This is a genomic window from Streptomyces sp. NPDC003036, assembly GCF_040611175.1.
Lineage (GTDB): Bacteria > Actinomycetota > Actinomycetes > Streptomycetales > Streptomycetaceae > Streptomyces.
Window position 1 is genome coordinate 1 of record NZ_JBEXNO010000023.1, and the last position, 14266, is coordinate 14266.

A 14266-nucleotide genomic window follows, 5' to 3' on the forward strand; every position below is an offset into this window, starting at 1 on the left:
GAGCTCCTGGGTGGAGAGCTGGCCGCGCCTCGACGGCTGGAAGCGCTGGCTGAAGGTGACCGGCTCCGGGCACTTCACCTTCACCGACTCCTCGACGAGCCGGCCCAGCTCGGGACCGGGCCGCGTCAGGTCCGCGCCGTGGCGCGCCACCGCGTCGGCCGGGACGCCGGGCCGGCCCGCGCGCACGTCCTCGGCCAGGTCCTCCAGGAAGTCCAGGCGCTGCATGGCGCGGATGAGCACATGGCAGTGGGCGGTGAACGCCTCCCGCGCGGGCGGCTCCGCGGGGGCGAGCAGACAGGCCGTGAGCATCAGCCCGGGCAGGGAGTACTCCCGTACGTACCGCTCCAGCTCCTCGTCGTCCGCGATGGTCCGCCACGCCGCCTCGCGCGCGCACCCCCGCAGGAACTCCTCCACGTGCCCGCGCACGTCCGGGTGCCGCTCGGCGGTGCGTGTCAGGCAACGCAGCACCGGCAGCCCCGAGTCGCCTTCCGCGAACGCCTTCCGTACGAGCCCGTCCCACTCCGCGAGCGCGCCCGCCCGCTCGTCGTCAGCACCCCGGTCGATCCGGTCGTCCGTCTCGTGCATGAAGGCGACGGCGGCCACGACGTGCGGCAGCAGCCCGGCGGGCAGCAGCAACCGCGCCGCCGCGTACTCGGCGGGCCGATACCGCCGAACCGCCCGCCGCTGCTCCGTGTAGTCCCGTCGCAGCCGGGGTTCGCCGACCCCGGCCCGGTCGAGGGCCCGCTTCCACATGCCGATCTCCTGTCGTCCGTCGGCTGTGAGCCTAGGGGGTGGGACACTCCGGGCGAGACGCTCGCTACGGCCGACCGGAAACCTGGATGAGCCGCCGGCGTTCGCGGAGAAACTGCCAAAGACCGCTGCCGAGCTGTACGTCCACGACGCCTCCGACGACGACCTGGCCGCCGAGGACAAGCTGCCGAAGTCCTCGATCCACACCGACTTCTACGAACCTGAGGCCAGCCGCTCGTACCGCAACGAAACGCGGATAATCTCCCACTCCCCCGGCTCCAGAACCGAAGGCCCGGGCGCGCGGCGGCACGGAGCGGCCGCACCCCACACCTTCGACCCAGCGCCCCTGCTCCAGCGCATCATCGCCGTTGACGACCGGCGAAACGCAGATCCTCCAGCAGCACCCGAAGCTCCTCAGGCACCTGTGACGTCACCTGGGCAGCCGCACTGAGCAAAATACTCACGCGTTGCTGCAACTCGACCAGTTCACATCCCTCCCCCAGCGCCTCAGCGACCATGACGAGCGGCGTGCTCATCTCGATCTGCACTTCATACGGCAAGGAGTCGTGGTAAGCCATGTCATCCGTGAGCGCCAGCTCGACGACACGTTCTGCCGCTCCTCGGACAGCCTGCTCATTCTGTAGGGCCGGCATCCGCCATCTCCTTTGCCTTGGGTAACCGACGCAGAGCCAGTCAAGCCGGATGTTCGTCAGGCACGGTACGACGGAGCGGGTACGGCACGGAGCGGCGGAAGACCGGGCGACGGCCGGCCTGGCCGGACCCGAGGCCCGTGGGCACGGGGCCCCGTCGGCGGAGGCAGCGGGTACGACGCCCCCGGCACGGAGCGAAGCGGAGCGGCTGGACCAGCAACCCAGCAACCAAGGGGGGGCGGGCGGCGAGACGTGGAACGGCTACGGCCCTGGAGGCCAGGGGCGATAGTCCGGGGGCACAGCGGGAAGTGGTGGAGCTGGGAGCATGGCGACCGTTCGAGGTTCAGGCGCGCCGCTCCCGGCAAGCCTGCACGAACTTGATGCAGACCCACACGGCCACGGTGAGGACACCGGCCAGGACGATGCTGCCGACAAGGAAGGGAGCGGTCATGCCGCCAGCATCTCAGGCGATCACCCATCAACCTTCAGTGGCCCCGACTACGGGGTGGGGTGCCTGCAAGCGTATGCCCCGGGGGATGGTCCTGCCGCGCACCACAGCGCGGCGCCGGGTTGCTAGAGGCGCTGGGCTACGCCGGCGGTCCGCGCACGGCGCGGCCCCGGCGGACAGCGGGCGGGGAGAGGCAGCAGCCCGGCGCACGCGCAGAAGGCGGACAACCGACGCGGCCCAAGCACGCACCGGAGCCCGCCCCGGCGGTGAACAACGGCGACGCGGGAACGGGACTGACGCGCCGGCCCGAACACGCGGCCGTCCATACGGCGACGCTACCCCCGCACGGAGCGACCGGCGCGGAACGCGGAACGGGCAACGAAGGGGGCAAAGCGCGGCGAGCGGGCGGAGGCGGCGAGCGGAGCAGCGGCGCCGGGCGCGGAGCGGCTGGCGGACGGACACCGGAGCAGCTCGCGAACGCCGATGTACGGCGGGCGGCGGCTGGACGACCAGCCCGAACGCACAGCGGAGCGCGGTGAACGGGCCCCGGGCGGGCGGCGACGGAACGGCGCGCGAGCGCGCGACCGCACGGCGAGCGACAGTCACTCGGTGGGCGCGGGACAGCGAGACCGGCGCGAGGCGAAGCGAAGCGGCCGGGCCAGCAGCCCAGGGGAAGGCGACCGGCGAGACAAGCCCGACCCCCGGCGACGGAGGCCCACCAAGCGGCGCACGAGCGCGCGGAGGCGGCGAGCGGAGCAGCGGGGCGAGCGCGGAGCGGCGACGCAGGCGGGCACGGCAGCGCGGCCCCGGCACGAAGCACGCGCGGAGGCCCACACGACGGTCGGCAAGGCGGCGGGCGGACCCCGACGTCGCAGCGGGCAGTCGGCAGCACGGCACGACCCCGACGCGCGGTGGAGACGGCGCAACGCCTGAACGGCGCCTGGACGACCATCCCGAACGCAACGGACAACGGCAAACAGGCGCGCAGCGGCGGAGCCGCGTCGGGCGTACGACGACCCAGGCCAACAGCCGTACGAACAAGCCGCGGGGGCGCGACCCCGGCACGAGGCGAAACGTAGCGCGGACGCACGGCGGAGAGGCCCGAGCGTGCTGCGGGTGGACGGCGGGGGCAAACAGAGCGCGGCGGTGCTCGTCGGCGCGGTGAGCAGTTCGCGGCCCTCGAGCTGGAGGACGTCGAAGGCGATGAAGTGGGCGGGCAGGGTGTTCGCTAGCTGGTCCACCGTGCGGGCGCCGGCGGAGGCGCGGTGCTGCAGCGCCTCGAAGGAGAGCCGTCCCTGCGACCACACGACGAGCTCGCCGTCGAGGACCAGGCTGTGTGGTAGCTGCGTGGCCGCGCGTACGAGGTCGGGAAAGTGCCGTTGCGCAGCCTGTCCCCGCCCGGGATCTGCCCGCCGTTCTCCGCCAGGCCGTGCTTGCGCAGATCGGACAGCGCCCCGGTATGCGAGGCAGTGCGAGCCTGCTTCCGCTTCGACGGCGTCGGCTTGTCGGTGTGGCGGTAGCTCAGGTGCGGAGCCGCGATCTGCTGGATCTGTTCGACCGTCGCGACCTTCACCACCCCGAGCACGCGCAGCACGTCACCGCGCAGGTTGTTCGACGACCCCGCCGGGTTCTCCTCACGCTTGCCCGCCATCAGCTGCGCTCCCTCCCCGTGGTCTGTCGCGCGCGGCCACCGGCCGAGCGCCGGCCGCGCCCTGCCGCATACGCCGCGGCCCGACGTGTAGCGCCTGGCGGAGCGGATGAGCGCGCGTCGCGACCAGTACGTTGGTCGCGGCGCGCGCTTGGCCATGCCCCCGTGCCCTGCGGGAGGAAAGGCCGGGCCGTGCAGTGCTAGCCAGCTGTTGGCGCCGACCTGGCGAGCGAGAGGTTTCAGGCGGTGGTGCGGTTGCTTTGGCGTGCGGCAAGCGCGGCGTCGGCGCTGGGAAAGATGGGCAGGAAGGTGTCCATCCCGGTGACGCTGAGCAGGCGGCTCAGCCGGCCGGGGATGGCCGCCAGGGTCAGCGAGCCGTGGGCGTCCTTGGCGCAGCGCCAGATGCCGACGAGGGCGCCCAGCCCTGAGGAGTCGCAGAAGGTGACGCCCGCCAGGTCGGCGACTAGGTCGGGGTGGCCGTTCTCAAGGAGTTCCAGGGCGCGGGTCCGCACGGCAGGGGCGGCGGTGATGTCGAATTCACCGGACAGTGCGATCACGGCCAGGGTGCCGTCGGTGTGCGGGACGTCGATGTGGAATGTGTCGGTCATGGGCGTCGGTTCTCCTGCCCGACGGAGGCGTCGGCGGTCGGGGCGGCGGCGCTGTGGGCGGTAGTGGTGATGCCCGCGGGAGCGACATCGGGTGGGGGGACGGACAGAGCCAGCAGGGCAACGTCGTCGCGTTCAGTGTCGGGGAGGGTGTCCAGGAGCACGACGGTGTCGTCGATCAGGGAGCCGGCCCTGACCGGCGCCGGCCGCCGGGCGAGGAAGTCGGTCAGGCCCGTGTCGGCGAGCATGTGGCCATCGGCGGTGCGGGCCTCGGTCAGCCCGTCGGTGTAGAGCAGCAGGCCCTGGCCGGGCGCCAGGTGCAGGGTGCGTGAGGCGAAGGTGGCTTCGGCGATCGCGCCGACCAGCATGCCGCCCTCGGCGCGGACCGCCTCCACCCGTACACCGCCTTCCTCGGTGGGGCTTAGGTGGTAGGCGGGCGGATGGCCGCCGGTGGCCAGCGTGACCGTGAAACCGCCATCCCGGGCGGGATCGAGCAGGCCGAAGATGGCAGTGCAGAAGCGGGTACCAACCGCCGCGTCCAGCAGCAGCGCCGTGTTCAGGGCATTCAGCGCGGCCGTCGGGTCCGCGTCGACGAGGGCTGCGGCCCGCAGCGTGTAGCGGGTCAGTGAGGTGACCGAGGCGGCTTCGGCGCCCTTGCCGCACACATCGCCCAGGAAGAACGCCCACCGGTCCCCGCCGATGGGGAAGACGTCGTAGAAGTCGCCGCCCACTTCCTGCGGGGAGGCGGTCTTGTAGTGGCAGGCCAGCTCCAGCCCGGGTACCGCGGGCAACGCGGGAGGCACCAGGGTGCGCTGCAGGGTGGAGGCGAACGCGGCGATGGCCGCCTTGTCCCGCTCCGCCCGCTGCCGGGCCTCTTCCTCCGCCTGGCGCTTCTCCTGCTCGACCTTGCGGCGCTCCTGCTCGGCGCGCACCGCGTGCAACGCCGACAGCCGCAGCTCCAGCTGGTCACGCACGACCGCCGCCAGGTCCGCGAGCGTGGCCGAATCCGCCTCGCTGATCTCGCGGGGGCGGGTATCGAGGACGTTGACCGTGCCCAGCCGATACCCGTCGGCGGTGATGATCGGAGCGGCGGCGTAGAACCGCACCCCCATCGGGCCGGCGACCAGCGGGTTGGAGCAGGCGACCGGGTCCAGCAGGGTGTCGGGGATGACAGTGGTGTCATCCGTCAGGACCGCCGAGGCGCACAGGCCCGGATCCCGGCCGATCTCGCTCACACCTTCCAGGCCGTGCGCGGCCTTGAACCAGATCCGGTCCTCGTCCACGATCGTCACCGTCGCCACCGGAACCTCGAACAGACGCGCGGCCAGCGCTGCGACCCGGTCGTAGGCGCCGTCCGGAGGAGTGTCGAGAATGTCGTAACGGCGCACCGCCGCCATCCGCGCCGCCTCGGCCGACGCGGCCAGAGGTTTCTTCGGTGCTATCACAGGCGGGCTCGCTTGCTCCGGCATAACCCTCGTCTCGCTCATCCCCCCCAGGAAGACGCCGACCAGGCAGCCAGCATCCCCAGCACTGTACCCAAACGCCTCAGCGCACCCGACCCGACGGCAAGCTTCGCGGAAACAGCCCGCAGCTGAGCGCAGTAATCACGGAAAGGCGAAACGTGACGGCCTTCGCGGCCCGACGGTTCGTCGACCGCAGCCTGCTGGTCGACCTGAGCGCGAACCCGGGCAGGGACGCTGCACCACCCCGGTCAAGACGACCAGGCCTGCCGCCCCGAGGACCTGGCGAACCTGGTCGCCCCCCCGACACCCCTGCTCGGGCCCGAGCAGGCCGCCGCTCGGCTTGGGGTGCGCAGGGTTGAGTTCGACTGGATGGTGCGGCTCGGCTGAGTCCGCGCCCCGCAGTCGATCGAGGTCCGCTTCGGCAACCAGCCGGGCCGGGCCGTCGACGTCGCGCTCTACACCACGGCCTCCGTCGACGCGGTCATGCCCGCCCACCCCGAGGCCGACTGGGGGCAGCTGCGCACCGTGGAGAAGGGCCGACGCTCTCCGCTCGCGTCGCTGCGCCCGGAACCTGCGCCCGTACCGGCGTAAGCCTCCGGCTTCCTTCCGCCCGCCCGCGCCCCACGCCGCCCGGAAGGGCGGCCCGGGGCGCGGGCGTTCTTCTTGCGAGCCGCTCAAGCGTGCCCGGCAGCCGGCTCCCACAAGGGTCGGGCGAGCCCGGTCCCGTCGCAGTGGAAGCACCGGCCGCCTCCCGGCGTGCTGCGGGCACCGATGGTGCCGGCCTCGCGCAGCGCCGAGACGCGTATGCCCCTCGGCTCCAGCAGCTTCTTCGCCTCGCCGTGGCCTCGCTTGGTCAGCACCCACACCTGCCGCTGGTCCTCCCGGACCGTCTCGATCCTCACCAGGCGGTGGTCCTGAAGATCCAGGAGGTTGTCCCGTACGAGCTTGTCGTGCCGGTTGTCCGGACGGGTCAGTTTCCACAACCGATCGGGCGTCGCCCTCTGGAAGATCCCCAGCACTTGCAGAAGTTCCCTCCGCCTGGGCTCTGTCGAGTTCTTCCTGTGAGTAGGACGCCTTTGGGCATGAGGGTTTGTCGGACCTGCGGCGCCCCCCTGTCCGCCGGGCCTGACCTGCGGGAACGCCCGGGCCCTGGCGACGGGGCGCGGAGGGGGTGATGGAGGGGGCCACGGAGGGGTTTCCGGAGCCGTGTCCGGGGTCTGCTCGGGCTCGTCTGCGGTGCTCGCCACAGGGCGCTCCTGGGAGGTGGGGGCGGGCTGATCCCGCCATTCACCTTCTATAGGTCCGGTTTTCCGCTCTCGTGTGACGCCGGTCTTGAAGAACCTCTCTGTCGTGACCGCATCGTGATCAGCCGTGTGACGGCTGCCGATAGTTGGCGGACAACCGGAGGAATCCCGAAGGTGACGAGTGTGTGGTCGAACGTAGTTGGCAAGTTTGGTCGACGATAGTTGGCGAGCCCATCGCCGTTCCCGTCACTGGGGTCAGAGGTCGGCTGACAGCGGCCATGCGGGGCGAGGGGACAGGTAGCTCAGTGTGATCTGAGGGCTTCTGCTTGAGTACGCGGCTCGGTGATCGCTCCGTTGTTCATGGCGGTGAAGTCGGCGTGGGCCTGTTCGACGGCTTCGGGATATGCCTCGCGCTTGGCGTGGTCGGCGAGCGCCCGGTAGATGCTGGTGACGGAGGGGTTCTGGCCCTTGCGCTTGCCGGTGGGGATGATCAGGTCGTGCTGGATCTGCTCGACGGACTCGCCGCCCGCGCGGCGGCGGAGTCAAAGTAGTGATCTTCAGTGATCAAGTGCCCGGCTGTCGGTTGGCAACCGGAAGCAGCCTGCTGGAGGTGTTTCGCGTGGCCGCCGGGCGGTCCGCAGGAGGGCCCTGGGGGTGGTGCGTCAGTCCGAGGCGCCGCTGCGCCGGGCGTAGGCGCGGGCGGCGCGGGCACGGTCGCCGCAGCGTGTGGAGCACCAGTGGCGCCGGCCGTGGGTGCGCAGGAGGAACCGGTCGCAGGGGGCTGATCCGCAGGCGGCGAGGATGTCGGCGTCGGGACCGGTGAGCAGGTCGGCGGCGTCGGCGGCGAGGGTCGCCAGTGCGTGGTTGACGGCCTGGTCGGTGGGGTGCGCCTGGATGCGGCGCAGCCCCCGGGCCCCGTCCCAGGCGAGGAGGGGGGCGGTGGGCACGGCCGTGAGGGCCTCGTTCACCGCGCGCAGGGATTCCTCGGGCGGCGTGGTGGTGTCGACGCGGGCGGCGAACAGGGCGCGGATGTGGGCGCGCAGCGTGCGCATCCGCTGTGCGCACACCTCGTACAGCTGCACGTCCGGGGTGGTCAGGTCGTGGGCGGCGAGCCAGCGCATGGCGGATTCCGGGGCTGCGAGCAGGTCGTAGCTCTGGCTGGCGGGCAGGGTGGCGGCGGTGTCGGCGAAGTCCAGGGAGCGGTACCGGTCGGCACCCGGTGCCGGGGGCAGAGCGGTCGGTGCCACGTCGGTGGCCAGGGTGTCATCCATACCTCTCATGGTAGCGCTTGCATTTTTCCGTGATGCCTGCCTAGCCTGGGATCACGTTAACCGCAGGTTTTTTTCGTGAGAAACGGAGTCGTGATGTCCCAGCTCAACGACAGCCAGTTCCCGGTCCGCACGTTCGGCGGTCCGACCGCCCTGTTCGAGTACGGCGGCCTGCGCTTTCTGACCGACCCGACCTTCGACGGCCCCGGCGACTACGCCTCGCCCGGTGGCCCGACCCTGTCCAAGACCGCCCCCTCCACCACCACACCCGCCGAGCTCGGCCCCATCGACGTGGTCCTGCTCTCCCACGACGAGCACGCCGACAACCTCGACACCTCCGGCCGCGCCCTGCTCGCCGACATTCCCCTCACCCTCACCACCCCCGGCGGCGGCGAGCGCCTCGAGGCGAAGGCCAAGGGCCTGGCCGACTGGGAGTCGATCGAGCTGGAGCGTCCGGGCGGCGGCACCATCACTGTGACCGGGGTCCCTGCCATCCACGGCCCCGGCGCGCGTGAGGAGGTCGAGCCCTTCGCCGGCCAGGTCGTCGGCTTCGTCCTGACGGGGGAGGGACTGCCGACGGTCTACGTCAGCGGCGACAACGCCTCGCTCGACGCGGTCAGGGAGATCGCCGAGCGCTTCGCCCCGATCGACACCGCCCTCCTGTTCGCCGGCGCCCCCCGTTTCCCCATGGTCTTCGATGGCAACCTGATCGTCCTGGACAGCGCCCAGGCGGCCGAGGCCACCCGGATTCTTGACGCCCGCCGTGTCGTCCCGGTCCACCACGACAGCTGGGCCCACTTCACCGAGGGCCGCGACGAGCTGGGGGCAGCCTTCGCCGCCGCGGGCCTGACCGACCGCCTGGACCAGGACTGGGCGCAGCGCGCCTGAGCCCGGACCGCAGCTTAGGAACCGAGACCTCGTGCCAGGGGCGGGGCTCCCCACACGCCGAGCCCCGACCCTGGGAGCAACCCCTCGCGGCGTCCCCTGCGCCGTGCCAGAACGACAGAGAAGGACCCGATCACATGTCCACCGGAACCAACGTCGGCCTCGTGCACCGCTTCTACCAGGCCCTTCAGCAGGGCGACTACGACACGCTCACCGGCATGTTCCACCCGGACTTCCTCTTCTACCCTCAGATCGACAGCCCCCGGCCCGGTGCCGCAGGGTTCATCAACGCGGAGAAGAAGCACGTCGACGCCTTTTCCGACGTCCGCCTGACGGTCCTCGACACCGTCGCCGAAGCCGACAAGGTCGGCGCCTACGTCGTGGTCGAAGGAGACCAGGGCGGCGACTACTACGGCATCCCCCCACGCGGAGCGCACGTACGTTTTTCCATGTTCAACCTGTTCACGTTCAAGGACGGGAAGATCATCGAGAAGCGGGCCCACTACAACCTGGCCGACATCATGGACCAGCTCACGGCCGGCTCCGCCGCCTGACGACACGGGCCTCGACAGGGCCACGCCCTGCGCCCCTCCACCGCCGCACACCGACGGCGCGCGCCTGGAGCGAAACGCTCCGACTGCCCACACCGAGAACCGCGGCGTCACCTTCTGGCCGATGCCGCATCGCCCTGCGGGCTGCGCGGGTCGGGCACCGCCCTGGCCGTAACGAGCACCCGGGCAATCACACAGCGCTACATGTCCGTTCGCCGCAGCTATACGAGAACAAGGCCGACCGCATCAGGCACCCCATTTCCGACTACTGTGTGCGAGCAACGCCGTGGCCACTTGACGGGGCGTCAAGTGGCCACTGGCGGGGAATCTCAACAGGCCGCTAGCAGTCGGCGCTGTCGGCCGCCGCCAGCTGGCCGGCGTATCGCGTGAGGGATTCTCTGAGCAGCTTGTAGAAGTGCAGCGTCGGGCTTCTGAGCTGCGTCATGATCCAGTACTGGGGGCTGCGTGTGGTGATCGCCTGTTCGCGGTTTGGTCCTTCGGTCCGGAGGCTGGGAGCCAGACGCCATTCGCTTCCGGTTACGAGCGACCAGGTGAAGGCGGGTGAGCAGCTGCGGAGCTGTTCATCAGGGCGTCTTGTGGTGCGTGGGAGGCCCTCGCGGATCACGCCCCATTCCTCCGGTCGCAGTGTCCAACCGGCAAAGGTCTGCCTGCGTTTGCGGTAATCGCGTCCCCGCAAAGCGTGGATCTGCACACGTGATCACAAGCGACGCGATCTGACCGTCTACGCAGCGTCACTCGCCAACTATCAGTGGCCAACCGCCAACTATCGCTGGCCGTCGCATCAGCCGGGAGGAGGGAGAGTTCTTCCCCCTCCCGGCCGGACTCTGTCCACAGGGCCGCACGCCGAGCATCGGGTTCGAGGCCGCCACGATCAGCGGGGCGGCCCGTACGTTGAGGAGCCGACATGCCCGGCACCACGCCGCTCGCCCCGATGACCCCCCACGCGGCCATCAGCGCTTTCAACTACCTCCTGGCCGTCCAGGCCGACGACGTCGACGCCGCCCGCGAGTTCGCCGGCGCCGAACCGCGGATGCCCGAGCTGCTCGTCGACGCCGCGACGCGGATCGTCGTCCCGGTCACCGCGCTGCCCGGCCCGGACGCGGGCGAGCCGTGCGAGGACACCTTCGCCCTGGAGGCCCTCGGGCGGGTCTTCGTGACCTCGCTGCGGATCTGGGCGCAGGCCGGGCCGGACACGGCGGAGGGCATCGCCCGCGCGGTCATCGACTTCACCGCGCAGTTCCTCACCGAGGACCACGAGGACGTCGCCGACACCCTGCGCCAGTTGGAGGCCGTCGGCGTGGGCCAGGCCCTCGATGCGCACCCCGCACCGGCCGGCTCGCCTTCCGGTGCGCCTGACCATCGCGTAGGGCGCCGCCGGAAGAGCGGTGGTGCGGTGCGGCGCGCATCGAACCCGCGCCACCGCCGCGCGCCGCACCACACCACCCATCGTGATGCACTCCACCGGCATCGCCGCACCGCACCAGGCGCGCGCCGCAGCCGGGCGGGCTCCTCTATCACACACCCCCTTGACCGCGACCTGATCGCCAGCCGAAACATGCTGTGGCAAGGGGAAACGTCCTCGGTAGCAGACCTGGACAAGGGGGTGTAGCGGAGCTGGACAAGGGGTCGCGCGCCTCCAGCCGCACCTGATCGAGGGGACGGTCGGCAGTGGGCGCACCAGTGCGGTGCGGAACATCGAGTGCGGCCCACCGGCGCGCGCGAGTGCCGGGCATCGGCCGGGCGGGGCGGTGCACCGGGTGCGGTGGCGCACCATCGCGGTGCGCACCACGGTGGTGTCGATCGTCATCCGGCGCACCGGAGTGGAGTCCACTCGGTGGAGCCCATCGGGTGGAGCCCACCCGATGTCGTGCATCTCACTGGATGCAGAACATCGTGGGCTCCACCCGGTGGACGGTGTCCGGCATCGTCACCGCAGCCATGCGGTGGAGTGCCGCACCCGGGACAGGGCACGCGCGTCGCGGCGCGCGGCCGCGTTGCCGATCCGGTTCTGCCGGGAGCGGGGCCGGCGCGACTGTGCGGCGGCGAGTCGGCGCTTCCCGGCGTCCTGGAGTCGCTTCCGCTGCTTGCGCAGTTCCGCCTTCTTCGCGGCCTTCGACTTCGGCTTCCGGGGCCGCTTCCAGATCGGCTGCCACCCCAGGGGCTCGTCGGGCTCGGGCTCCTGGTCCTCGTTGAGCGCGGCGGCCATCTTCGCGCGGGCCGCGCGGGCGCGGGCGAGGGCTTCGTCGGGGTTGGGGCATTCTTCCGGGGTGTTCACGTGACTCCTCCTGTGGTCCGGCCCGGCGTGTGCTGGGTGCCGGGCTGCTGCGTGTGCGGCGGCGGGGCCGTCGCCGGGGCGGGCTGCGGTCGGGGGCCGTGGGCGACTTCGCGCGCCCGCCGACTGTCCTGGAGCGTGGCGGCCACCTGCGCGGCGGCGGCTTCCAAGGTCTGGCGCGTCTGTTCGACCATGTCGACGCCGGTCTCCGGCCCCAGGAGGCGGCCGTCCTTCGGGCCGGTGCGAAACGGCCGCGGATGCGACCTCGAGGCGGCGGGCACGGCGACGGTGCGCGACCGGATACGGAAGCCCAGTCGCTCCGCACGACGCACCGCGTGGACCCGGGCGGCCAGGGCGGTCAGCGGCGAGCCGGGCCCGCTCGTACGGCGTGGCGGTCCGCTTGCGGGTCAGCGGGCGCAGCACGGCCTGGTCCTCGGTGTCGCGCGGGTACAGGGCGCGCAGGTCGGCGGTCATCATCCGCCGGCTCGCCGGGCGGGTGTAGTCGTCGACGACCGTCTGCACGATCTGTTCGTCCAGGCCCGGCTGGTGGGGTCGGCCGCGCAGGACGTAAGAGAGGTGGCGGCGGGCTTCGGCGAGCAGGTGGTGGCACGCGAAGGCGCCGCGCATCACGTACACCACGGCGACGACGTCGACGGCCGCCAGCGCGATGTCGACCACCGGCCGCACCCGCGCCCACACCGCCGCGGCCGCCGCCCGCGCCCGCTCGGCGAGCCGGTAGATGGTGCAGGCCCCGAACGCCCGGATCGCTAAGGTGCGCCACCGCGTCCGCAGCTCGGTCAGCGACAGCAGCTCGGTGCGCTTGGGCAGGCGGGTCTGGTCGGCGGCCTTGCAGGCCAGCGCGTAGGCGGCCCGCTCCCCCGGCGCGTGCCCCTGCCGTTCCTTGTACCTGGCGGTCAGGACGGGCAGTGCGTCCTCGATCTGCTGGCGGCGGGTCGACTGCCAGCAGATGAGCCGCCGGTCGATGCCTGCGATGTCCATCACGGGCCGGCGGCCGGGCGTCACTTCGCGCGGCTCCCACGCCCACCCGAGCCGGGCGGACACCTCTTCCATGAAGTACAGGGTGTAGAGGGTGTCGGCCGCGACGATGTGGGCCATCAGCGAGTCCGCCGACAAGTTGCCCCACGTCCCCGCCTCGTCAGGCCGCCGGGCGCGGATCGACACGACCGCGTGAGCGTGAAGAAGTGGCCTCGATTCCGTGGCTCTGGACTCGTAGTGCCGGAAGACCGCGACGATCAGCCCGTCCTTGACCCGGGCCCGCTGCTTACCGCCGGCCTTCGAGCGGATCTGTGCGACCGACTCCTCTATCCACGCCAGGGTCTTGTCGCGGGCGACGTCGTCGCACAGCTTCAGCACCCGGCGGTGCTCGTCGTCCATCAGGGCCCACGCGAGGTGGGCCGTCGGCGGGGGCCGGAAGACCAGGTCGAAGGCCAGCCAGGGGGTGCGCTCCTTGGCCTTGTCGGTCTTGGGCGACTGGTTGTGCTCGATGGGCCTGCCCAGCACGGTCGCCCGCCTCGCCTGCGCCGGGCTCTTGCCCTGCGCCAGGAGCTCGCGCTCGATCCGGTCGGCGTCCGCTGCCGGCCCTCCCCCCAGGAGCAGCTCGGCCTGTCGCTCGCTCACCACGTGCCCGTCCTTGAGACCGAGCGCGGCCAGGCCCCGGCCCTTCCACACGCCGGGCGGGACACCGGCTTCGTCCTGGGCGGCGCGCAGCGACGTGCCTGCGGCACGGTGGCCGTCACCGACCATCACGCCACGGAACAGGTAGCGCCACCCGGCCCCCGGGCGAACTGGCGACATGCTGATCATCGACCCATGGAGCCCCGGCGCTGACCTGCGGAAAAGTGCGATCCGGGGTCCTTCCCGCCGGGCGGGAGGCCATCACCAGATCTTTACCGCAGCGCCCGCCAGGCGGGCCGTCTACTCAGCCCGAGACGGTAAGCCGCCGACGTGTGCACAGTCCGCCGCATGAATACGGAACTGCTCCACGGAGACCTCTGCCCGCTGTGCCGCCGCCCTCTCACGCTGCGCACGACCGTCGAAGTCCGCTCAAACACGCCGTACCCCACCCGGACCGACTACCTGCCCCACTGCGAGAGCTGCGTCAGCGACATGGCGCGGGCCCAGGAATGGGCAGACATGATGCACGCCCGCTACGAGAGCTGACCGCACCGTGCGAATACTGCGCGACAACCACCGACATCGCACGCCTCCCTCAGCATCGCCACCATGCGGGCCAGGATACGGATCACCCGCTCCTGCGGAGGGATCCCGGTCTTATGGCCGGGCACCCACTGCGTGCCGCCAACCAGGGCCTTGAGAAGCTCGTCGGCCTCCTCGCCCTGGAGCACCAGGTCCGCGGTCTCCTCCTCCACCCACACCGTCGGTGACCCCTCACCGACGGTGTTCGGGTCCATCCCGACAAACCGTAACGTCATCGCGGCCT

Annotated in this window: 15 protein-coding genes and 1 pseudogene; 5 read left to right on the forward strand and 11 right to left on the reverse strand. The window is 71.5% G+C overall.

Annotation, left to right across the window (positions count from 1 at the left end; translation table 11 throughout):
* From ABZX67_RS18335 to ABZX67_RS18365, 7 genes are all read right to left on the reverse strand, one after another.
* The coding region (locus ABZX67_RS18335; RefSeq protein WP_355361291.1) for a squalene/phytoene synthase family protein at positions 1-753 on the reverse strand (753 nt) is incomplete at its 3' end.
* 356 nt (positions 754-1109) lie between these two features.
* Positions 1110-1403, reverse strand: coding sequence for a hypothetical protein (locus ABZX67_RS18340; RefSeq protein ID WP_355361536.1), 294 nt, complete (start codon positions 1401-1403; stop codon positions 1110-1112).
* A 1047-nt stretch (positions 1404-2450) separates the two neighbouring features.
* Positions 2451-3179 (reverse strand): hypothetical protein, encoded by a 729-nt coding sequence (locus tag ABZX67_RS18345; protein WP_355361510.1) that lies wholly within the window; start codon positions 3177-3179, stop codon positions 2451-2453.
* Positions 3077-3499, reverse strand: a complete 423-nt coding sequence (locus ABZX67_RS18350; RefSeq protein ID WP_355361293.1) for a hypothetical protein — start codon at positions 3497-3499, stop codon at positions 3077-3079. The genes ABZX67_RS18345 and ABZX67_RS18350 overlap by 103 nt, the downstream gene beginning before the upstream one ends.
* Before the next feature lie 236 nt (positions 3500-3735).
* Entirely contained in the window at positions 3736-4104 is a 369-nt protein-coding gene (locus tag ABZX67_RS18355) for an STAS domain-containing protein (protein WP_355361295.1), read from the reverse strand.
* Positions 4101-5546 (reverse strand): SpoIIE family protein phosphatase, encoded by a 1446-nt coding sequence (locus ABZX67_RS18360; protein WP_355361297.1) that lies wholly within the window; start codon positions 5544-5546, stop codon positions 4101-4103. Before ABZX67_RS18360 ends, ABZX67_RS18355 begins: the two co-directional genes overlap by 4 nt.
* A 692-nt stretch (positions 5547-6238) precedes the next feature.
* Positions 6239-6547, reverse strand: a complete 309-nt coding sequence (locus tag ABZX67_RS18365; protein WP_355361299.1) for a hypothetical protein — start codon at positions 6545-6547, stop codon at positions 6239-6241.
* A gap of 638 nt (positions 6548-7185) precedes the next feature.
* Here ABZX67_RS18365 and ABZX67_RS18370 point away from each other — a divergent pair.
* Complete coding sequence (locus ABZX67_RS18370) at positions 7186-7359, forward strand: hypothetical protein (RefSeq protein WP_355361301.1); 174 nt, start codon at positions 7186-7188, stop codon at positions 7357-7359.
* Positions 7360-7470: 111 nt separating this feature from the next.
* Here ABZX67_RS18370 and ABZX67_RS18375 read toward each other — a convergent pair whose 3' ends face one another.
* Positions 7471-8079: an ABATE domain-containing protein gene (locus ABZX67_RS18375; RefSeq protein WP_355361303.1), complete on the reverse strand. Its 609-nt coding sequence runs from the start codon at positions 8077-8079 to the stop codon at positions 7471-7473.
* 93 nt (positions 8080-8172) lie between these two features.
* On the opposite strand from ABZX67_RS18375, the gene ABZX67_RS18380 reads away from it, so the two are divergent.
* The 3 genes from ABZX67_RS18380 to ABZX67_RS18390 all read left to right on the forward strand — a co-directional run bounded on the left by ABZX67_RS18380 (position 8173) and on the right by ABZX67_RS18390 (position 11142).
* Positions 8173-8964 (forward strand): MBL fold metallo-hydrolase, encoded by a 792-nt coding sequence (locus ABZX67_RS18380; RefSeq protein ID WP_355361305.1) that lies wholly within the window; start codon positions 8173-8175, stop codon positions 8962-8964.
* 134 nt (positions 8965-9098) lie between these two features.
* Complete coding sequence (locus tag ABZX67_RS18385; protein WP_355361307.1) at positions 9099-9515, forward strand: ester cyclase; 417 nt, start codon at positions 9099-9101, stop codon at positions 9513-9515.
* Between the two features lie 922 nt (positions 9516-10437).
* Positions 10438-11142, forward strand: a complete 705-nt coding sequence (locus ABZX67_RS18390) for a hypothetical protein (RefSeq protein WP_355361309.1) — start codon at positions 10438-10440, stop codon at positions 11140-11142.
* A 318-nt stretch (positions 11143-11460) separates the two neighbouring features.
* On the opposite strand, the gene ABZX67_RS18395 is transcribed toward ABZX67_RS18390, so the two are convergent.
* Together ABZX67_RS18395 and mobF are read right to left on the reverse strand one after the other, a co-directional pair.
* Complete coding sequence (locus ABZX67_RS18395; protein WP_355361311.1) at positions 11461-11808, reverse strand: hypothetical protein; 348 nt, start codon at positions 11806-11808, stop codon at positions 11461-11463.
* Positions 11805-13569, reverse strand: a pseudogene (mobF, locus tag ABZX67_RS18400) (MobF family relaxase). Before mobF ends, ABZX67_RS18395 begins: the two are co-directional and overlap by 4 nt.
* A 219-nt stretch (positions 13570-13788) precedes the next feature.
* Between mobF and ABZX67_RS18405 the strand changes: the two are divergent.
* Complete coding sequence (locus tag ABZX67_RS18405) at positions 13789-13986, forward strand: hypothetical protein (RefSeq protein WP_355361313.1); 198 nt, start codon at positions 13789-13791, stop codon at positions 13984-13986.
* Here ABZX67_RS18405 and ABZX67_RS18410 read toward each other — a convergent pair.
* Positions 13974-14258, reverse strand: coding sequence for a hypothetical protein (locus ABZX67_RS18410; RefSeq protein WP_355361315.1), 285 nt, complete (start codon positions 14256-14258; stop codon positions 13974-13976). The two genes, ABZX67_RS18405 and ABZX67_RS18410, sit on opposite strands and share 13 nt — an antisense overlap.
* Positions 14259-14266 lie beyond the last annotated feature (8 nt).

Coding starts and splice junctions, on each gene's coding strand:
- ABZX67_RS18340 (WP_355361536.1), bottom strand. CDS start 1,403: ATGCCGGCCCTACAGAATGAGCAGGCTGTCCGAGGAGCGGCAGAACGT.
- ABZX67_RS18350 (WP_355361293.1), bottom strand. CDS start 3,499: ATGGCGGGCAAGCGTGAGGAGAACCCGGCGGGGTCGTCGAACAACCTG.
- ABZX67_RS18355 (WP_355361295.1), bottom strand. CDS start 4,104: ATGACCGACACATTCCACATCGACGTCCCGCACACCGACGGCACCCTG.
- ABZX67_RS18375 (WP_355361303.1), bottom strand. CDS start 8,079: ATGGATGACACCCTGGCCACCGACGTGGCACCGACCGCTCTGCCCCCG.
- ABZX67_RS18380 (WP_355361305.1), top strand. CDS start 8,173: ATGTCCCAGCTCAACGACAGCCAGTTCCCGGTCCGCACGTTCGGCGGT.
- ABZX67_RS18385 (WP_355361307.1), top strand. CDS start 9,099: ATGTCCACCGGAACCAACGTCGGCCTCGTGCACCGCTTCTACCAGGCC.
- ABZX67_RS18390 (WP_355361309.1), top strand. CDS start 10,438: ATGCCCGGCACCACGCCGCTCGCCCCGATGACCCCCCACGCGGCCATC.
- ABZX67_RS18405 (WP_355361313.1), top strand. CDS start 13,789: ATGAATACGGAACTGCTCCACGGAGACCTCTGCCCGCTGTGCCGCCGC.
- ABZX67_RS18410 (WP_355361315.1), bottom strand. CDS start 14,258: ATGACGTTACGGTTTGTCGGGATGGACCCGAACACCGTCGGTGAGGGG.